Source organism: Solimonas flava DSM 18980 (genome assembly GCF_000426685.1).
Lineage (GTDB): Bacteria > Pseudomonadota > Gammaproteobacteria > Nevskiales > Nevskiaceae > Solimonas > Solimonas flava.
This window is the reverse complement of sequence record NZ_AUFV01000020.1, coordinates 1-15,689: the sequence shown is the minus strand read 5'-3', so window position 1 is coordinate 15,689 and position 15,689 is coordinate 1. Positions and strand designations below refer to the sequence as shown.

The 15,689-nt window shown below is 67.6% G+C and carries 11 protein-coding genes and 1 pseudogene; 4 read left to right on the top strand and 8 right to left on the bottom strand.

Features of this window, described 5'->3' with window-relative positions; genetic code table 11:
• Positions 1 to 6 precede the first annotated feature (6 nt).
• From gloA to K343_RS0117390, 4 genes are all read left to right on the top strand, one after another.
• Positions 7 to 396: a lactoylglutathione lyase gene (gene gloA / locus K343_RS0117405; protein ID WP_028009154.1), complete on the top strand. Its 390-nt coding sequence runs from the start codon at positions 7 to 9 to the stop codon at positions 394 to 396.
• Between the two features lie 250 nt (positions 397 to 646).
• Positions 647 to 2,323 (top strand): biosynthetic-type acetolactate synthase large subunit, encoded by a 1,677-nt coding sequence (gene ilvB / locus K343_RS0117400; protein WP_028009153.1) that lies wholly within the window; start codon positions 647 to 649, stop codon positions 2,321 to 2,323.
• Between the two features lie 30 nt (positions 2,324 to 2,353).
• Positions 2,354 to 3,424 carry a branched-chain-amino-acid transaminase gene (gene ilvE, locus K343_RS0117395; protein ID WP_245585231.1) on the top strand — a complete coding sequence of 357 codons (1,071 nt, stop codon included), beginning with the start codon at positions 2,354 to 2,356 and terminating at the stop codon, positions 3,422 to 3,424.
• 58 nt (positions 3,425 to 3,482) lie between these two features.
• The gene (locus tag K343_RS0117390) at positions 3,483 to 3,887 is read left to right on the top strand and encodes a tRNA-binding protein (protein WP_028009151.1); all 405 of its coding nucleotides are present in this window, start codon (positions 3,483 to 3,485) and stop codon (positions 3,885 to 3,887) included.
• Between the two features lie 10 nt (positions 3,888 to 3,897).
• Here K343_RS0117390 and K343_RS25090 read toward each other — a convergent pair whose 3' ends face one another.
• The 8 genes and pseudogenes from K343_RS25090 to K343_RS22725 all read right to left on the bottom strand — a co-directional run.
• A complete protein-coding gene (locus tag K343_RS25090) occupies positions 3,898 to 6,537 on the bottom strand; it encodes a DUF1302 domain-containing protein (protein ID WP_028009150.1) in 2,640 nt (879 codons plus the stop codon).
• A 141-nt stretch (positions 6,538 to 6,678) separates the two neighbouring features.
• Positions 6,679 to 7,653 (bottom strand): ABC transporter ATP-binding protein, encoded by a 975-nt coding sequence (locus tag K343_RS22730; protein ID WP_211226336.1) that lies wholly within the window; start codon positions 7,651 to 7,653, stop codon positions 6,679 to 6,681.
• 10 nt (positions 7,654 to 7,663) lie between these two features.
• The gene (locus tag K343_RS0117375) at positions 7,664 to 8,497 is read right to left on the bottom strand and encodes an ABC transporter permease (protein WP_028009149.1); all 834 of its coding nucleotides are present in this window, start codon (positions 8,495 to 8,497) and stop codon (positions 7,664 to 7,666) included.
• On the bottom strand, positions 8,494 to 9,417 hold the full coding sequence (oppB, locus tag K343_RS0117370; protein ID WP_028009148.1) for an oligopeptide ABC transporter permease OppB: 924 nt from the start codon (positions 9,415 to 9,417) through the stop codon (positions 8,494 to 8,496). The genes K343_RS0117375 and oppB overlap by 4 nt, the downstream gene beginning before the upstream one ends.
• Positions 9,414 to 10,964 (bottom strand): peptide ABC transporter substrate-binding protein, encoded by a 1,551-nt coding sequence (locus K343_RS0117365; RefSeq protein WP_043113086.1) that lies wholly within the window; start codon positions 10,962 to 10,964, stop codon positions 9,414 to 9,416. Before K343_RS0117365 ends, oppB begins: the two co-directional genes overlap by 4 nt.
• A 42-nt stretch (positions 10,965 to 11,006) precedes the next feature.
• Positions 11,007 to 11,918 carry an EamA family transporter gene (locus tag K343_RS0117360; protein WP_043113084.1) on the bottom strand — a complete coding sequence of 304 codons (912 nt, stop codon included), beginning with the start codon at positions 11,916 to 11,918 and terminating at the stop codon, positions 11,007 to 11,009.
• Positions 11,919 to 12,035: 117 nt separating this feature from the next.
• Positions 12,036 to 14,924, bottom strand: a complete 2,889-nt coding sequence (locus K343_RS0117355; RefSeq protein WP_020648893.1) for a TonB-dependent receptor — start codon at positions 14,922 to 14,924, stop codon at positions 12,036 to 12,038.
• Positions 14,925 to 15,353: 429 nt separating this feature from the next.
• Positions 15,354 to 15,689: pseudogene (locus K343_RS22725) on the bottom strand (tetratricopeptide repeat protein); the annotation flags it as partial.

Genomic DNA, 15,689 nt, shown 5'->3' with positions numbered 1-15,689 from the left:
TCCCCCGTGCGCATCCTTCACACCATGCTCCGGGTCGGCGATCTCGATCGCTCGATCCAGTTCTACCGCGACGTGCTCGGCATGAAGGTGCTGCGCCGCGCAGACTATCCGGACGGCCAGTTCACGCTCGCCTTCGTCGGCTACCAGGACGAAGCCGACGGCGCCGTCATCGAGCTGACCTACAACTGGGGCGTCGATCGCTACGAACTCGGCAGCGCCTTCGGCCACATCGCGCTCGAAGTCGACGACGCCGCCCAGGCCTGCGAACGGGTCCGGCAGCGCGGCGGCAAGGTCACGCGCGAAGCCGGCCCGATGAAGCATGGCAAGACCGTCATCGCCTTCGTCGAGGACCCGGACGGCTACAAGATCGAGTTCATCCAGAAAGGCACGGCATGAGCGTCCGCCGCTTGCGCAAGCTTCAGGCACGCGGCTAGACTGCGCGCGCTTCAAGCTCAGTCACATCTAATGAACCCGTTCAAGCAGATTGCCCTCGTACTCGTAGCGGTCGTCGTTAACGACGCGCCGTAGGGGCTGCTGCACGAAACAAAACCCCCGCCGGCGCATACGACCGGCGGGGGTTTTCTGTTTTGAGGGTCTCATCCGCCGGTCCATCGCCCCAGGGGTTCCACCTTTCCCGGAACCGACTATGGACATCAATGGCGCAGAACTGATCACCCGCTTCCTCGAGCGACGCATCGACGCGGTCGGCCCGAGCGCGGCGCTCGTCGCCGGCATTCCCGGCGGCGCGCTGCTGCCGCTGTACCGCGCGCTCGCCGATTCGCGGCTGACGCATATCCTCGCGCGCCACGAGCAGGGCGCCGCGTTCATGGCGCAGGGTATCGCCCGCGTCACCGGCCGCGCCGGCGTCTGCCTGGCGACCTCCGGCCCCGGCGTGACCAATACGGTGACGGCGATCGCCGACGCCAAGGCCGACTCGGTGCCGCTGGTCTGCATCGCCGGCCAGGTGCCACGCGCGCTGATCGGCACCGATGCGTTCCAGGAAGTGCGCACCGGCCACATCGTCGAATCGATCACCAAGGCGCAGTTCCAGGCGCGCTCGGCGGAAGACCTGCTCGATCTGCTGCCGGAAGCGTTCCGCATCGCCGAGAGCGGCCGCCCCGGCCCGGTGCTGCTCGACGTGCCCAAGGATGTGCAGACCGAGCGCCTGCGCATCGAGCGCGTTCCGGACGCCGCGCCGCCGCAGCGCGCACCGGCCCCGGACGCCGCCGCGATCGCCCAGGCGGCGCGGCTGATCGAGCGCGCGCAGCGCCCCGTCCTCTACCTCGGCGGCGGCGTCACGCAGGCGCGCGCGCAAGGGCTCGCGCAGGCCTTCGCCGAACGCGCCGGCCTGCCGACGACGACCACGCTGATGGCGCTCGGCACGCTGCCGCCGGACCATCCGCTGGCGCTCGGCATGCTCGGCATGCACGGCGCGCGCTACACCAATCTCGTGCTCGACGAATGCGATCTGCTGATCGCGATCGGCGCGCGCTTCGACGACCGCGCCACCGGCCGTCTCGACCGCTTCGCCCCGAACGCGCAGGTCATTCATATCGACGCCGATCGCCGCGAACTGGGCAAGCTGCGCCGCCCGGAACTGGCGATCGAGGCCGATGCCGGCGCCGCGCTGCGCGCGCTGCTCGACGCCGTGCGCCCGCAGCTGCGCGCCGACTGGCTGGCGCGCGTCGGCACGCTGCGCCGCGAGTTCCCGCTGGCCCAGCCCGGGCGCGACGATCCGCGCCGCCCGTATGGACTGATCGCCACGATCGCGGCGCTGATCGACCCGGAGACGGCGATCACCACCGACGTCGGCCAGCACCAGATGTGGGTCGCGCAGGCCTATCCGTTCGCGCGCGGCGATCGCTGGCTGACGTCCGGCGGCCTCGGCACGATGGGTTTCGGCCTGCCGTCGGCGATCGGCGCGGCGCTGGCACTTCCGCGCGCCGGCGCGGTCTGTTTCTCCGGCGACGGCTCGCTGCTGATGACCGTGCAGGAGCTGGCGACGCTGGCCGAGACCCAGGCCAACGTGAAGATCGTGGTGATGGACAACAGCGCGCTGGGCCTCGTGCGCCAGCAGCAGAATCTGTTCTACGACGCGCGCTACAGCGGCTCGCTGTACCGGCAGCCGCCGTCCTGCTGCGCGATCGCCGAGGGTTTCGGCGTGCCGGCGCTGGATCTCGGCTTCGTGCGCGATCCGGCACAGGCCTTGCGCGAGGCCTTCGCGCAGCCGGGCCCGATGCTGATCCGCGCGCCGATCGCGGCCGAGGAAATGGTGCTGCCGATGGTGACGCCGGGCAGCGCCAATATCGAGGCGCTTGGTTAAGCTTTTGCAATGAACGATGGAGCGATGACGATGCACACGCCCCCGACCGGGCTTTACGAAGCACCCCTGCCGGCCGACTGGCCGGAACCGGAAGCACTCGGCTTCGGCCGCGTGCTCGGCCCCTATCTCGTGCATGCGCAGCATGGCGAGGACGGCCACTGGCACGCGCCGACCGTCAGCGTGCGCAACGCGCTGCCGGTGCCGGTCGCCAGCGGCGGCCTGCAGTACGGCCTGTCGGTGTTCGAAGGCCTCAAGGCCTACCGCGATCCGCGCGGCCAGATTCATCTCTTCCGTCCGCGCGACCATGCGCGCCGCCTGCAACTGAGCGCGCGCCGCGTGGTGATGCCGGAACCGCCGGAAGATCTGTTCATGACGCTGTGCCAGCTCGCGGTGCAGGTGCACGCACGCTACGTGCCGCCGCACGGCCGCGGCGCGCTGTACCTGCGCCCGACGCTGTATGCGGAAGAGGAAGCGCTGGGCTTCCGGCCGGCGACGCGCCACCGCCTCGCGGTCGCCGTCACGCCGAGCGCCGACCCGGCACCGAAGCGCCTGCGCCTGTGGGCCGAACATGAGCTGACGCGCGCCGCCCCCGGCGGCCTCGGCGCGGCCAAGACCGGCGGCAATTACGCGGCCGGCCTCGCCGGCCTGCAGCGCGCCAAGGAGAACGGCTACGACGACGTGATCTGGCTCGACGCGCTCACGCGACGCGAACTCGCCGAAGCCGGCACGATGAACGTCTTCGTGCAGATCGGCGACGAAGTGCTGACGCCGCCGCTCGACGGCACCATTCTCGCCGGCATCACGCGCGACAGCGTGCTGCGCCTGCTGCGCGCCGAAGGCCTGCGCGTCTCGGAGCAGAAGATCAGCCTCGACGAGCTCGCCGCCGCGCAGATGGCCGGCCAGCTCGGCGCCGCGTTCGGCGTCGGCACCGCCGCGCGCCTGGTCAGCGTCAGCGAGATCGGCGACGGCGAACGCGCGATCCGCTTCACCGACACCGGCCTGCCGGCGCGCGTCTACGACGCCCTCAAGCAGGTCCAGGAAGGCTCGACGCACGCGCTGCGCGAATGGCGCGTCGCCGTGCCGACGCCGCAGACCCCATGATCGCGCGCAGCGGCACTCCCGCCTGCACGCGTGACGCTTCTTCGAGGATCGCGCAACGATGGTCCAGCATGTGATCGACGGCGCGGCCCTGCCGTACGCCCCGGACAAGCTGCCGCGCAAGGACGTCTGCGGCGTCGACGGCTTTCTCGCCGTCGACCTGCGCGTCGGCACGGTGCTGGCGGCGGAGCCGTTCCCGCAGGCACGCAAGCCGGCCTACCGGCTGCGCGTCGACTTCGGCCCGGTGGTCGGCGTACTCGAGACCAGCGCGCAGGTGACGCACTACCCGGCCGCGCAGCTGATCGGCCGCCGCGTGGTCGGCGCGATCAATCTCGGCGAAAAGCGCATCGCCGGCTTCAAGAGCCAGTTCCTCGTGCTCGGCGCGCTGGCGCCGGACGGGCGCGTGCATCTGCTGAGCCCGGACGCCGACGGCGGTGCGCCGCCGGACGGCGCGCCGATCGCCTGAGCCCGCCGCCTCAGAACTGATACTTCAGGAACACGCGCGCGACGTCGCGGTCGCGATAGAGGTTGGCCTCGCCGCCGCCGAAGAACCAGGTGTAGCCGAGATTGAGCGACAGGCTCGCCTGGTAGCGCGCCTCGACGCTGACGTCGGCCTGCTTGCGGCCTTCGATGAAGTTCGCGGCCAGGCCCGGCGCGGTGCCCTGCACGTCGTGCTTCCAGACGATCATCGGCATCAGCGAGATGTTCGGCAGCACCGACTCGTACTTGATCTGCGAGATCAGCACGTAACCCCAGGACAGCTTGTCCGGGAAGTAGCGGCGATTCTGCTGGTGCGGATTGAAACGCAGGCCGTCGGGGCCGACGCTGCAGGCGATGTTCGTCGAGCAGGCCTGGCGCGAGCCGTCCGCGCCGGAGCCGTCGGCGCCGGCGCTCGCATGCGTGTAGGTGCCCGGCGCCTCAAGTTGCAGGCGATCGAGGCTCGGCAGGCCCGGCACCCAGGTCGCACCGGCTTCGAGCAGCGTGATGACCTGATCGGCTCCGAACACATTGAAGCGGTCGGTCGCACCCATCACGTAAGTGCCGCCGAGATTGAATTCGTAGGTGTCGAACTTCTCCCAGCCGCGGATGTAGCCCGGGTTGCGGTGCTGGTACGGCCGGCCCGGGTCCGAGCCCGGATTGGTACCGATGGTCGTGCCGCGGTACGGAATGATGAACGACGGGAACGCGCGGCCCGAACCCGGCATGTGGCCGACGAGCAGATCGTAGGTGTCGTTGAAGCCGCCGGAGCGGCCGTCGGCGCGCACAAAATCGCTGCCGCGATAGATGCAGGTATCCGCGCTCAGGATCAGCGAGCACGCACTGGGGTCCTCGTAGATGCCGATGCCGCCGAGCGCGTCGACGCTGTCGAGGCCGAGCAGGCTGACGAGGTCGCCGACCGCCTGCTGCAGCGCCGGCGGCAAGGCGCCGGTGACCAGGCCGAGACCGTTGCCGGTGCCGACGCAGCCGGCGTTCGGCAGATGGCAGTTGCTCAGCGTCGGACCGAACGCGGCGAACGCCAGATCCTCCAGATCGACCTGCATCGGCGCATTCGGCCGGTACGCGAGCTCGCCCTGCAGCGACCAGTCGCCGAGCGTGGTGTTGAACGACAGGCCGAACATCCTGATGTTCTCCGGATACTCGACCTGCAGCTTGGCGCTGTCGAAGCCAACGGCATCGCTGCTCGCGCCTTCCGGATCGTTCGGCTGAAGCAACGCATGCAGCAACGGCACATCCGAACAGGCGGCGAGAAATTCCAGGGTGCTGGCGGTGTGCTTGGAGCACGACTCCTCGACGGCGTAGAAGCTCACGTACGGATTGCGCGCGTGGTAGTTCTCGAAATAGAAGCCCAGTTCGGTGCCGCTGCCGAGCCATTCGGCGAAATACTTGAGCGCCACGCCGTACTGGCCGCCGTTGTCGGGCCGCCGGTCGCTGAGCCGCTCGATCGTCGTCGAGGTATTGGTGATGCCGGACAGCGGATTGTCGAGCAGCAGGCCCAGGCCCTGCGGATCCTCGGCGGCGCCACCGAAGCTGACGCTGGCATTGCGGATCGCGTTGTTCGTGCCGACGTCGAGAAACGACAGATACGAACCCGGCGCCGGCGCTTCGAGCGGCTGCCATTCGTACTGATAGAAGGCTTCGAGCGTCGCGTTCTCGAACGGCTCCAGCGACGCGAACAGCATGCCGACCGGCGTGAAAACTTCCTCGACCTGATAGCCGACGCGAAAGAAGTTGTTGGTGTTGACCGGATTGATGGAATTGATCGAGTCGAACACCAGCAGCGTCGACTCGCCCCAGTTCAGCGTCTGGCGGCCGAGCTTGACGGTCAGTTCCCGATCGAACGGCAGCGGCAGGCTGCCGTAGACATAGGCGTCGAGCAGTTGCAGATCGCTGCCGATCTGGCGCAGCGTCTCGCCGTCGCCGCGCCGGTTGCGCACGACGCCGCCGGGGCCGTAGACGATGCCGCAGGGCCCGCCGTCCGGATTGCGATACGCCGGACACGGGCGCGAATCGTTGCGCACGATCAGCGTCGCGACCGGTAGCGGCAAGGGGATCGGCAGCAGTTCGCTGCCCGGCTTGGAGACGAAGCCGACATCCAGATAGTTGTCGGCCGTGATGCGATTCGGGTGGTACTCGCGAAAGTCGTTGTTGACCGCGTCGTAGAAGTACAGCCCTTTCGCGAACAGACCCCAGTCGCCGAGCGTGAGCGTCAGGTCCTGGGTGATCTTGAACGGCGCCTGCACGACGTCGTAGCGATCGTAGTTGAGGTTGCCGTCGTCGGAATTGATCGAGTACTGACCGCGTGCCGCCGCCAGCCGCTCGGCCGGAAAGGTCTGCTGCCGGAACAGGCCCTGACACGACTGGTAGTGGATGCGTGGCTGGCCGCCGCTGTCGATACGTCCGCAGACGCCCGGATCGTTGTTGGCCTTGCCGACCAGCTTGTCCGAGCGCTCCTGCATGCGCACCGCCACGCCGGCCGTCACCGTCGTGTTCAGCACGCCTTCGATCTGCGTCGCCTCGTCCCAGGGCAGGCTGAAGCTGATCGCCTCCGCCGTGCCCGCCCGCAACACCATGCCCGCGGCCATCACCGCGGACGCAAACGCGTAACGCTGTCGCATGGCTTCTCCCCCATTTTTCGCACTTGGGCAGTGCCGGCCGATTCGAGTCGACCGTTTCGGCGCCGCGCGGTGTTCCGCTTGAAGTGGCTGCCGTTGCCGCGATTATCGGCAAAAACCTTGCGCGCGCAAGGGATTTCCGGATTACTGCGGATGCGCGGCGAAAACGCCGATTTCCTCGACGCCGAAATGGCAGCGCCGCAGGCCGTCGCGCATCCGCGTGATCGGCGGCGGCGCGGTCCGGCACAGTGCCTGCGCATGCGCGCAACGCGGCGCGAACACGCAGCCGCGCCGGGCTTCGCCGCGCGCCGGCAATGCGCCGGGAATCGTGCGCAGCGGCTGGTCCGGATCGTCATCGAGATGCGGCCGCGCGCGCAGCAGGGCGCGCGTATACGGATGCGTGGCCGCAGACAGCAAGACTGAGGTCTGGCCCTCCTCCATCATCTGCCCGGCATAGAGCACCAGCGTGCGCTCGCAAAGCTCGGCGACCAGACCGAGATCGTGCGTGATCAGCAGCAGCGCCAGCGAGAACGTCTGGCGCAATTCGGCGAGCAGGCCGATCAGCTGCTGCTGCACGGTGACATCGAGCGCCGTGGTCGGTTCGTCGGCGATCAGCAGCTGCGGCCGGCCGGCCAGCGCGATCGCGATCATCACGCGCTGGCGCATGCCGCCGGACAGCTCGTGCGGATATTGCGCGAGGCGTCGCGCCGCATCGCCGATGCGTACGGCTTCGAGCAGGCGTCGCGCTTCGGCGAGCGCCGCCGCGCGGGCCAGGCCGCGATGCGCTTCGATCGTTTCGGCGATCTGCAGGCCGACGCTGAGGTACGGATTCAGGCTGGTCGAAGGGTCCTGGAAAACAAAGCCGATGCGCGCGCCGCGCAGCGCGCGCAGGCGCGAGGCCGGCGCGCCGAGCAGTTCGGCGCCGTCGAAGCGCACGCTGCCGCCGACGCGCAGGGCCGGGTCCTGCAAACCGAGCAGCGACAGCGCGGCCTGCGTCTTGCCGGAGCCGGATTCGCCGACGATCGCGAGGCTGCCGGCCGGGGGCAGCGAGAACGACAGCGCCTCGACGATCGGGCGCCCGTGCCGGTCGGCGACACACAATTCGCGCACTTCGAGCATCGTCAGCGCCTCAGCGTCCGGGCCGCTCGAGCGCCGCGCGCAGGCGCTCGGCGATGACGTTGAGCAGCAGCAAGGTCGTCGTCAGAAATCCGGCCGGGAACAGCAGCGACCACGGCGCGCTCTCCATCTCGCGCGCGCCGTCGTTGACGAGCGCGCCCCAGCTGGTCGCCGGTTCCTGCACGCCGAGTCCGAGGAAGCTCAGGAACGATTCGATCAGGATCACCTGCGGCAGCGTCAGCGCCGCATAGATGACGACCAGGCCGGCGAGGTTCGGCACGATGTGCCGGCGCACGATCTGCAAATCGTCGAGCCCGGACAGGCGCGCCGCGGCGACGAACTCGCGCTGGCGCAGCGCCAGCGTCTGGCCACGCGCGACGCGCGCCATGTCGAGCCAGTTGACGGCACCGATGGCGATGAAGATCAGCAGCAGATGGCGACTGAACAACACCATCAGCACGATCACGAAGAACATGAACGGCAGTGCATAGAGCACGTCGACGACGCGCATCATCGTCTGATCGAGACGGCCGCCGCGGTAGCCGGCGAGCGCGCCCCAGGCGACGCCGACCGCCAGCGAGACCAGCGTCGAGACCAGGCCGACGAGCAGCGACAGGCGGCCGCCGCAGAGCGTGCGCACGAACAGGTCGCGGCCGAGGCTGTCGGTGCCGAACCAGTGCGCGCCGCTGGCCGACGGCGGCGCCGACCAATCGCCGGCAAAGTCGATCTCGTCGCAGGCGTACGGACTGAACCACGGGCCGACCAGCACCAGCACCAGCACCACGGCCAGCGCCAGCGCGGCCGCGAGCAGCCGCCGATCCGCGAGCAGGATGCGCGCGCCGTTCATGCCGGCCGCAGGCGCGGATCAAGCGCGCCGTAGAGCAGATCGACGACGAAGTTGAGCGCGACGATCAGCGTGCCGTAGAGCAGCACCACGCCGAGCACGAGCGTGTAGTCGCGGTTGAGCGCCGCCTGCACGAAGTAGCGTCCGAGGCCGGGAATGTTGAAGACCTGCTCGACGACGACCGAGCCGGTGATGAGGCCTGCCGCCGCCGGACCGAGATGCGAGATCACCGGCAGCAGCGCCGGACGCAGTGCATGACGGAACACGATCGTGCGTTCCGGCAGGCCCTTGGCGCGCGCAGTGCGCACATACGGCGCGGCCAGCGCTTCGATCAGGCTGCCGCGCAGCAGGCGCGCGACGTAGGCGATCTGCGGCAAGGCCAGCGCAACCGTCGGCAATAGCATGTCGGCGAGCGTGCCCGGTCGCCAGCCGCCGGCCGGCAGCCAGCCCAGCCCGATCGCGAACAGCAACACCAGCAACGGCGCGACCACATAGTTCGGCACCGACACGCCCAGCAGCGCGAGCGTGCCGAGCACGCGATCGAGAGCGCCGTCCGGACGTCGCGCGCAGACGATGCCGATCGCGCCGCCGGCGACGAGCGCGAGCAGCAGCGCACCGGCGCCGAGACTCAGCGAAGCCGGCAGCGCAGCCGCGATCAGCTCGCCGACGCGATAGCCCTCGTACTGGAACGAAGGGCCGAGATCGCCGCGCGCCAGACCGCCGAGATAGCGCAGGTACTGGCGCCATAGCGGCTCGTCGAGGTGGTATTCGGCGGCCAGCGCTGCCTCGATCTGCGGCGGCAGCGTGCGCTCGCCGTCGAACGGACCGCCCGGTGCGGCGCGCATCAGGAAGAACGCCAGCGTGACCAGCACGAAAAGCGTCGGCACCGCCGACAGCAGGCGTCGTAGCGCGAACGCGATCATCCGGGCGCGAGGCTCAGGTCCTTGCCGTAGTGGTAGTCGAGCAGATTATCGCGCCAGCCGCGCACATACGGCTTCACCAGATGCTTGGACACGTACCAGTAGATCGGGATCACCGGCAGTGCGTCGAGCGCCCGGCGCTCGGCCTCGGCGAGCAGGCCGGCACGCCGCGCCGGATCAGCCTCCGTGGCCGCGGCCGCCAGCAGCGCGTCGTACTGCGGATCGCGCCAGCCGGTATCGTTGCGGCCGTTGTCGCCCGCCAGTACGTCGAGGAAGCTGCTCGCATCGTCGTAGTCGCCGATCCAGGCGGCACGGAAGATCTGCGTTTCGCGCCGCAGGCGCCGCTTGGCAAGAAAGACCTTGTTCTCCTCGTGGATCAGCGTCGCCTCGACGCCGAGCGTCTGCTTCCACATGGCGGCGACGACCGTCGCGATGCGCTTGTGATCATCGTGCGTGTTGTAGCGCAGCTCGACACGCAACGGATGCGCCGGCGTATAGCCGGCGGCGGCATAGAGGCGGCGCGCCTCTGCGAGGCGGCGCGCCATCGGCCAGGCTGCCCAGTCGACTGACTGCGGCGCGTAACCCGAAACGCCGGGCGGCACCCAGCCGTAAGCGGGCCGCGCCAGGCCATTCATGACCTTGGCGACGATCAGTTCGCGGTCGATGACCATCGCCAGCGCGCGGCGCAGCCCGGGCTGCGCCGCCAGCGGCGCACGCTCCATGTTGAAGCCGTAGAAATAGCTGCCGAGATAGGTCGCGACATGCAGCTCGTCACCGAGCCGCGCGCGCAGCTGCGGCGCCTGCACGAGCGGAATCTCGGAGCTCACGTCGAGCTCACCGGCACGATAGCGCTTGAGCTCGGCGGCAACATCGTCGCTCGGCACATAACGGACGCGATCGAGCGCGGTGCGGTCGTCGTCCCAGTAGTGCGGATTGCGGACCAGCTCGATCTGCCCCTGCACGACCCACTGATCGAGGCGGAACGCGCCATTGCCGACCAGCCGGCCCGGCCGCGCGAACTCGCGTCCATAGCGCGCGAGCGCCGGCCGGTAGGTGGGAAAGCTCGCCGGATGCGCAAGCAGGCTCGGCAGGTAAGGCGTCGGCGCGCGCAACAGGATCTGCACCTGCGAGGGCCCCAGCGCCCAGACGGCGAGCTGTTCGGGACGCGCGCGGCCCTCGCTGATCGCCTGCGCGTTGACGATGCACGACAGCAGCTGCGCGAACGGCGCGCCGGTGCGCGGATCAACCAGACGGCGCAGGCCGGCGGCGAAGTCCTCCGCCGTCAGCGGCTCGCCGTTCGACCAGCGCAGGCCCGGGCGCAGCTGGAAGGTGTAGCGCCGCCCTCCGTCACCGACTTGCCAGCCCTGCGCTGCCGCCGGCAGCGCCCGGCCATCCGGGCCGATGCGCGTCAGCCCTTCGTACAGATCGCGCGCGATGTTCAGCGCGCTGACGCTGGACATGCGCTGCGGGTCCAGCGATTCCGGTTCCGGACCGTTGCCGATGCGCAGCACCGGCTCCGCCTGCACCGGCAGGGCCAGCATGGCCAGCATCAGCGCAGCCGCGAGCCTCCGAGGCGTGCGGCGCCGCATCGATCAGGCCTTGCGCGGTCGCCGCGACGCCAGCGTCACGGCGACGACCGACAACAGGATGATCAGCGTGCCGCCGAGCTGCATCGTGCTCAGCCGTTCACCGAGCAACAGCCAGCCGAGCACCACCGCGACCGCCGGATTGACGTACGCGTAGGTGCCGAGTTGGGCCGGCGTCACCTGATGCACGAGCCAGTAGTACGCGCCGAACGCGACGCAGGAGCCGAACACCGCGAGATACAGCACGGCGCCGATGACGTTCGGCGTCCAGTGCCACGCTTCGGCTTCGCCGAGCGCGAGACCGAGGCCGGTCTGCACCACGCCGGCGATCAGGATCTGCAGCGCCGCCGTCATCAGTGGCGCGCAAGTGAGCGGATAACGCCGCGCGAAGATCGAGCCGCCGGCCCAGAGGATCGGCGACAGGATCAGCATCAGATAGGCCGGCCACGGCGCCGCCTCGAGCCGCAAACCGTCACCGACCAGCACCGCGACACCGAGAAAGCCGACGACCAGTCCGGCCAGCGTCGCACGCCCGAGCGGCTCGCCGCTCGCGCCGAGCGTGCCGAAGCCCGCCATCCACAGCGCCGAGGTCGCCACGATCAAGGCCGCCTGATTCGACTGCACCCACTGCTCGGCCCAGGTGACCATGCCGTTCGCCCCGACCAGCATCATCAGCGACGTCACCGAGATCACCCACCAATCGCGCCGCGAGGTCGGCCAGCGCATCCCGCGCCAGGCCGCGTACGCCAGCATCAGCGGCGCCGCGATCAGGAAACGCAGGCCCGCGAACAGAATCGGCGGCGCCTCGTGCACGCCGATGCGGATCGCCAGATATGTGGAGCCCCAGACGATGTAGACGATGGCAAAGGCCAGGAGGATGCGCCCATCGTACGTCGCGATGGTCTTTCGTTCGTTCATGCGTTGTGCGTTTTACCGCGATCCTTTGGGGCGAAGGCGCTGGCCGAAAACATTATCCAACAAAAAAGCCTGGCCCCTTTCGGGGCCAGGCCATTCACGTCAACCGCGTGCCGCGGTTTAGAACGTGTACTTCAGACCCGCCGTGAAGAAGCGACCGACCGCACCGGCCTGGTGGAAGGCCGGGTTGTAGTTCGTGCCGCCGTAGGTGTACGGATCGAACGGCGCTTCCTTGTTGAACAGGTTCTGGATCGAGCCGGTGATCGTCCAGTGGTTGGTCACATCCATCTTGCCGAACAGATCCCAGGTCGTAAACGAAGGCAGACGGCAGTCACCGCTGAACTGCTTGCCGTCGGGCGTGTAGGCATCGCAGGCCAACTTCGACGGACCGTTCGGCAGGGAATACTCGTTGCCCGTCGAGTCGTTGTACCAAACCGGAATCGGATTACCGTTTTCGTCCGTTTCCTGATTAAGTGACTGCCCCTTGAAATCGATCAGATCCATGCCGCTGACGTAGTTTACCTGTGCCGTAACCGTCCAGTTGGCGCGCTCGAACGAAACCGAGAATGTGCCCCGATCCGACGGCGTACCGCTCGCCGAGCTCAGCGCGTACGGACCGTGCGTGCCCGCATACTCACGCACATCGCCGCCGCCAAAGTCGCGCTCGAAGTTGAACACATGCGTCCAGCCGGCGTTGAGCTTGATCTTGCCGATGTCGGCCAGACGCAGGCTCTGCTGGATATTGGCTTCCAGACCGTCAGTCTTCGTCTTGTTGGCGTTGATGTACGGCGCATAGACAGCCGTCACTTTCGCGAGGCCAGTGTTCGGGTCGGCAGATTCCTCGGGGCCGTAAACGACGAGCGAATTGGGAAGTGCACCCGGCACACTGGTACCCGGTTCGCCCTGCAGCGGAACGCCTGCTTGCACCGACCCCTGGTCAGCCCCGACGATTTCATTCTCGCGCTTGATCAGGTAGTAGTCGATCGTGGCGCTCATGTTCTTGATCGGCTCGACGACGAGACCCAGCGTATAGCTCTTCGAGGTTTCCGGCTTGATATCCGGATTGCCGGCAGTGATCAGCGCGATACCGGTGTATCCAAAGGTCGCTGCATCACCACCCTCAGCGGGGCCCGGTGCGCGGAAGCCTTCCGCGTATGTACCGCGCAGCGCGACCTGATCGATCGGCTTGAACTTGAAGCCGAACTTCGGATTCGTCGAGCTGCCGTACTCATCGTAGTGGTCGTAACGGACCGCCGCGTCGAGCTCGAGCATCTTGACGACCGGGACCACGATTTCGGTGTAAGCGGCATAGATCTTGCGGTCGTCCGCAAACGCCGAGTAGCCGAGTCCGTTGACGTCACCCGTCTCGGTACCCGGGACAGCCGGCGCGTCGTACTTCTCCTTACGCCATTCGCCGCCGACTGCCATCATGACGTCGCCACCCGGCAACGAGAACAGCGAGCCGTTGACGCTGCCGTCGAACGCCATCAGCGTGTTCTTTGCCGTGACGTTCAGCGTCGGCGAGATCGCGTCGTAGTCCGATTGCGAGTTCAGCGACGGATTGTTGATGCGGAACGGATTCAGCGGACGGTTCAGCGCGTCTTGCATCACCGAGCCGAGGATATAGCCGTTGAGCTCGCGCTTGGTTTCGACACGGCTGTAGGTGAAGCCCGTGTTCCACGTCCACGAGGTGTCGAAGAACGCACCGTCAAGACCGAGCACGGCACGATAGGCATCATTGGTCACTTCCTCGCGGCGACCGCCGAAATCATTCGTCGAATAGCTCAGCAGTACCGGCCCTTCGTTGCCGAACGGATTGTCCGGATGGCCCGCCGGCAGACGCATCGACACCGACGGATTGAAGTACGAACCCGAGTTCGCGTTGTACGTGCCGCCGCGCGTCACGCTCGAAGGCGTGGTCATACCTTCCGTTTGTGAGTAGAAATAACCGAGCGAAGCCGTGGCACGAATCGAGTCCGTGATACGCAGCGTGCCGCCGCTCAGGATATTGGCACGATCGACCTTCGGCTGAATGCTGGAATAGGCGATCGGATCCCAGAGACAGACGGGCTCCAACCCTTCTCCGTCGCCGGAAGCCGGACTGGTTTCCGGGCACGCCGTGACGTTGCGGCGCTGCGTCGACGTTGCACCGACAAGCCGCGCGGCACCGTACGGGTTTACAAGACTACCCGTTGCGCCAGCCCAGCCGTAAGGGCTACCACCACGACGATTGTCGTACCAGCCGTAGTCGAGCAGATTGTTCGTCGCGAGATAGCCGTCGCGATCCGTGTTCGCGATGCGGTCCTGGCGCGAAGCCTCGGCGGTGATGAAGGCGTTGTAGCCATCCGTCGCCGCATTGCCAATGCCGTAGCTGCCGTAGAGACGCTTGACGTCGCCGTCGTCCTTGTAGGACGTGCCGAGATTGCCGCCGATCGAGGCGCCTTCGTAATCCTTGCGCAGGATGATGTTGACGACGCCGGCGATGGCGTCCGAACCGTAAATGGCCGAAGCGCCGTCCTTCAGCACTTCGACGCGTTCGACGGCTTCGAGCGGGATGGTGTTGAGGTCGACGAAGCTGCGCTGACCGTCGTCAGCGAGGCCGTAAGGAGCAACGCGGCGACCGTCGATCAGAACCAGCGTCGAGTTGACGCCGAGGCCACGCAGCGAGACCGCCGCCGAACCGCCGGCGAAGCCCGACGTGAACGAGCCCGGAATCGAGCCCTGGTTGTTGGCGGTCAGCGTCTGCAGGATCTCGCCGATGTTCTGCTTGCCGGTTGCCTCGATCGCATCACGCGAGAGGACTTCGACCGGCGAGGCGGTTTCCTTGTCGGTACGACGGATGTTCGAACCGGTGACCACGATGGTCTCGATTTCATCCGTCTGAGCCGGCGGAGGCGTAGCCGTGCTCTGCGCATGCGCGATCATCGAAAAGCTGCTCGCAACGGTGGCAGCGATGGCGCTCAGCGCGAAGAACCGCTCCGAACGCGTTCGCGTCGACGTCTTATTCATTCTATTCACTCCCAAGTGAATGGCGGTAACCAATTTCTTTGGCTCGGTCGTTGCGCCTCGCAAGATCACCCACGCTTACGAAGCCGAGCACTGATAACAACATTTTCAGCCTAGTCTTGCCTCCCAAACTCCGTCAAGAATAGAAGCCGCAATTGGGTGTTTTTCCCGCGCCCGTCCGGCACGGCTGCAGACTCGACGCAATGCGCATCAATGCGCCGTACGATCGGGTGTCGACGCACGCCAATGAAGAGCCGCGCAACCGAGACGCCGCGGGCGGATCAGCGCATTTGTGTCGTAGATGCGAGCACGCTGATCACGCTCCAGCTCGTGTCACGTGTCCCACAAAAAAGGCCGCCCTGCGGCGGCCCTTTGTTTTCTGTCGCGTGTTTCCTGTCGCGGCCGGACCTGCCGGCCCTTGCCGTCGTTCCGTCAGCGAGCTGTCTTCAGCATCGCCCACAGCCGGGCGAGCTCAGCGCTGCCGTCGCTGCCGCCGACGCTCTTGAGCGTGGCCTGCGCGTCGGCATTCTTGCCGGCCAGCACCTGCGCGTAGCCCAGGTGCAGTCGGGCGTCGTCCGCCTTCTTCAGGCCGCCCTTGGCGATGCCCTGCTGCATCAGGGCGATGCCTTTGTCGTACTGCCCGTAGCCGATGTAGTTCAGGCCGGTGGCGACCAGCGCGTCGCCGCCGGCCTGTTTGGCGGCGGCTTTCTCGCCTTCGGCGAGGGAAGCCTTGTCTTCGGCGAGCTTCTTGGCGACCGTGGCCTTGAG

Bases quoted from the DNA above. Each gene is read 5' to 3' on its own strand.
- ilvB (WP_028009153.1), top strand. From the start codon at position 647: ATGGACATCAATGGCGCAGAACTGATCACCCGCTTCCTCGAGCGACGC.
- ilvE (WP_245585231.1), top strand. From the start codon at position 2,354: ATGCACACGCCCCCGACCGGGCTTTACGAAGCACCCCTGCCGGCCGAC.
- K343_RS0117390 (WP_028009151.1), top strand. From the start codon at position 3,483: ATGGTCCAGCATGTGATCGACGGCGCGGCCCTGCCGTACGCCCCGGAC.
- K343_RS25090 (WP_028009150.1), bottom strand. From the start codon at position 6,537: ATGCGACAGCGTTACGCGTTTGCGTCCGCGGTGATGGCCGCGGGCATG.
- K343_RS22730 (WP_211226336.1), bottom strand. From the start codon at position 7,653: ATGCTCGAAGTGCGCGAATTGTGTGTCGCCGACCGGCACGGGCGCCCG.
- K343_RS0117375 (WP_028009149.1), bottom strand. From the start codon at position 8,497: ATGAACGGCGCGCGCATCCTGCTCGCGGATCGGCGGCTGCTCGCGGCC.
- oppB (WP_028009148.1), bottom strand. From the start codon at position 9,417: ATGATCGCGTTCGCGCTACGACGCCTGCTGTCGGCGGTGCCGACGCTT.
- K343_RS0117365 (WP_043113086.1), bottom strand. From the start codon at position 10,964: ATGCTGGCCATGCTGGCCCTGCCGGTGCAGGCGGAGCCGGTGCTGCGC.
- K343_RS0117360 (WP_043113084.1), bottom strand. From the start codon at position 11,918: ATGAACGAACGAAAGACCATCGCGACGTACGATGGGCGCATCCTCCTG.
- K343_RS0117355 (WP_020648893.1), bottom strand. From the start codon at position 14,924: ATGAATAAGACGTCGACGCGAACGCGTTCGGAGCGGTTCTTCGCGCTG.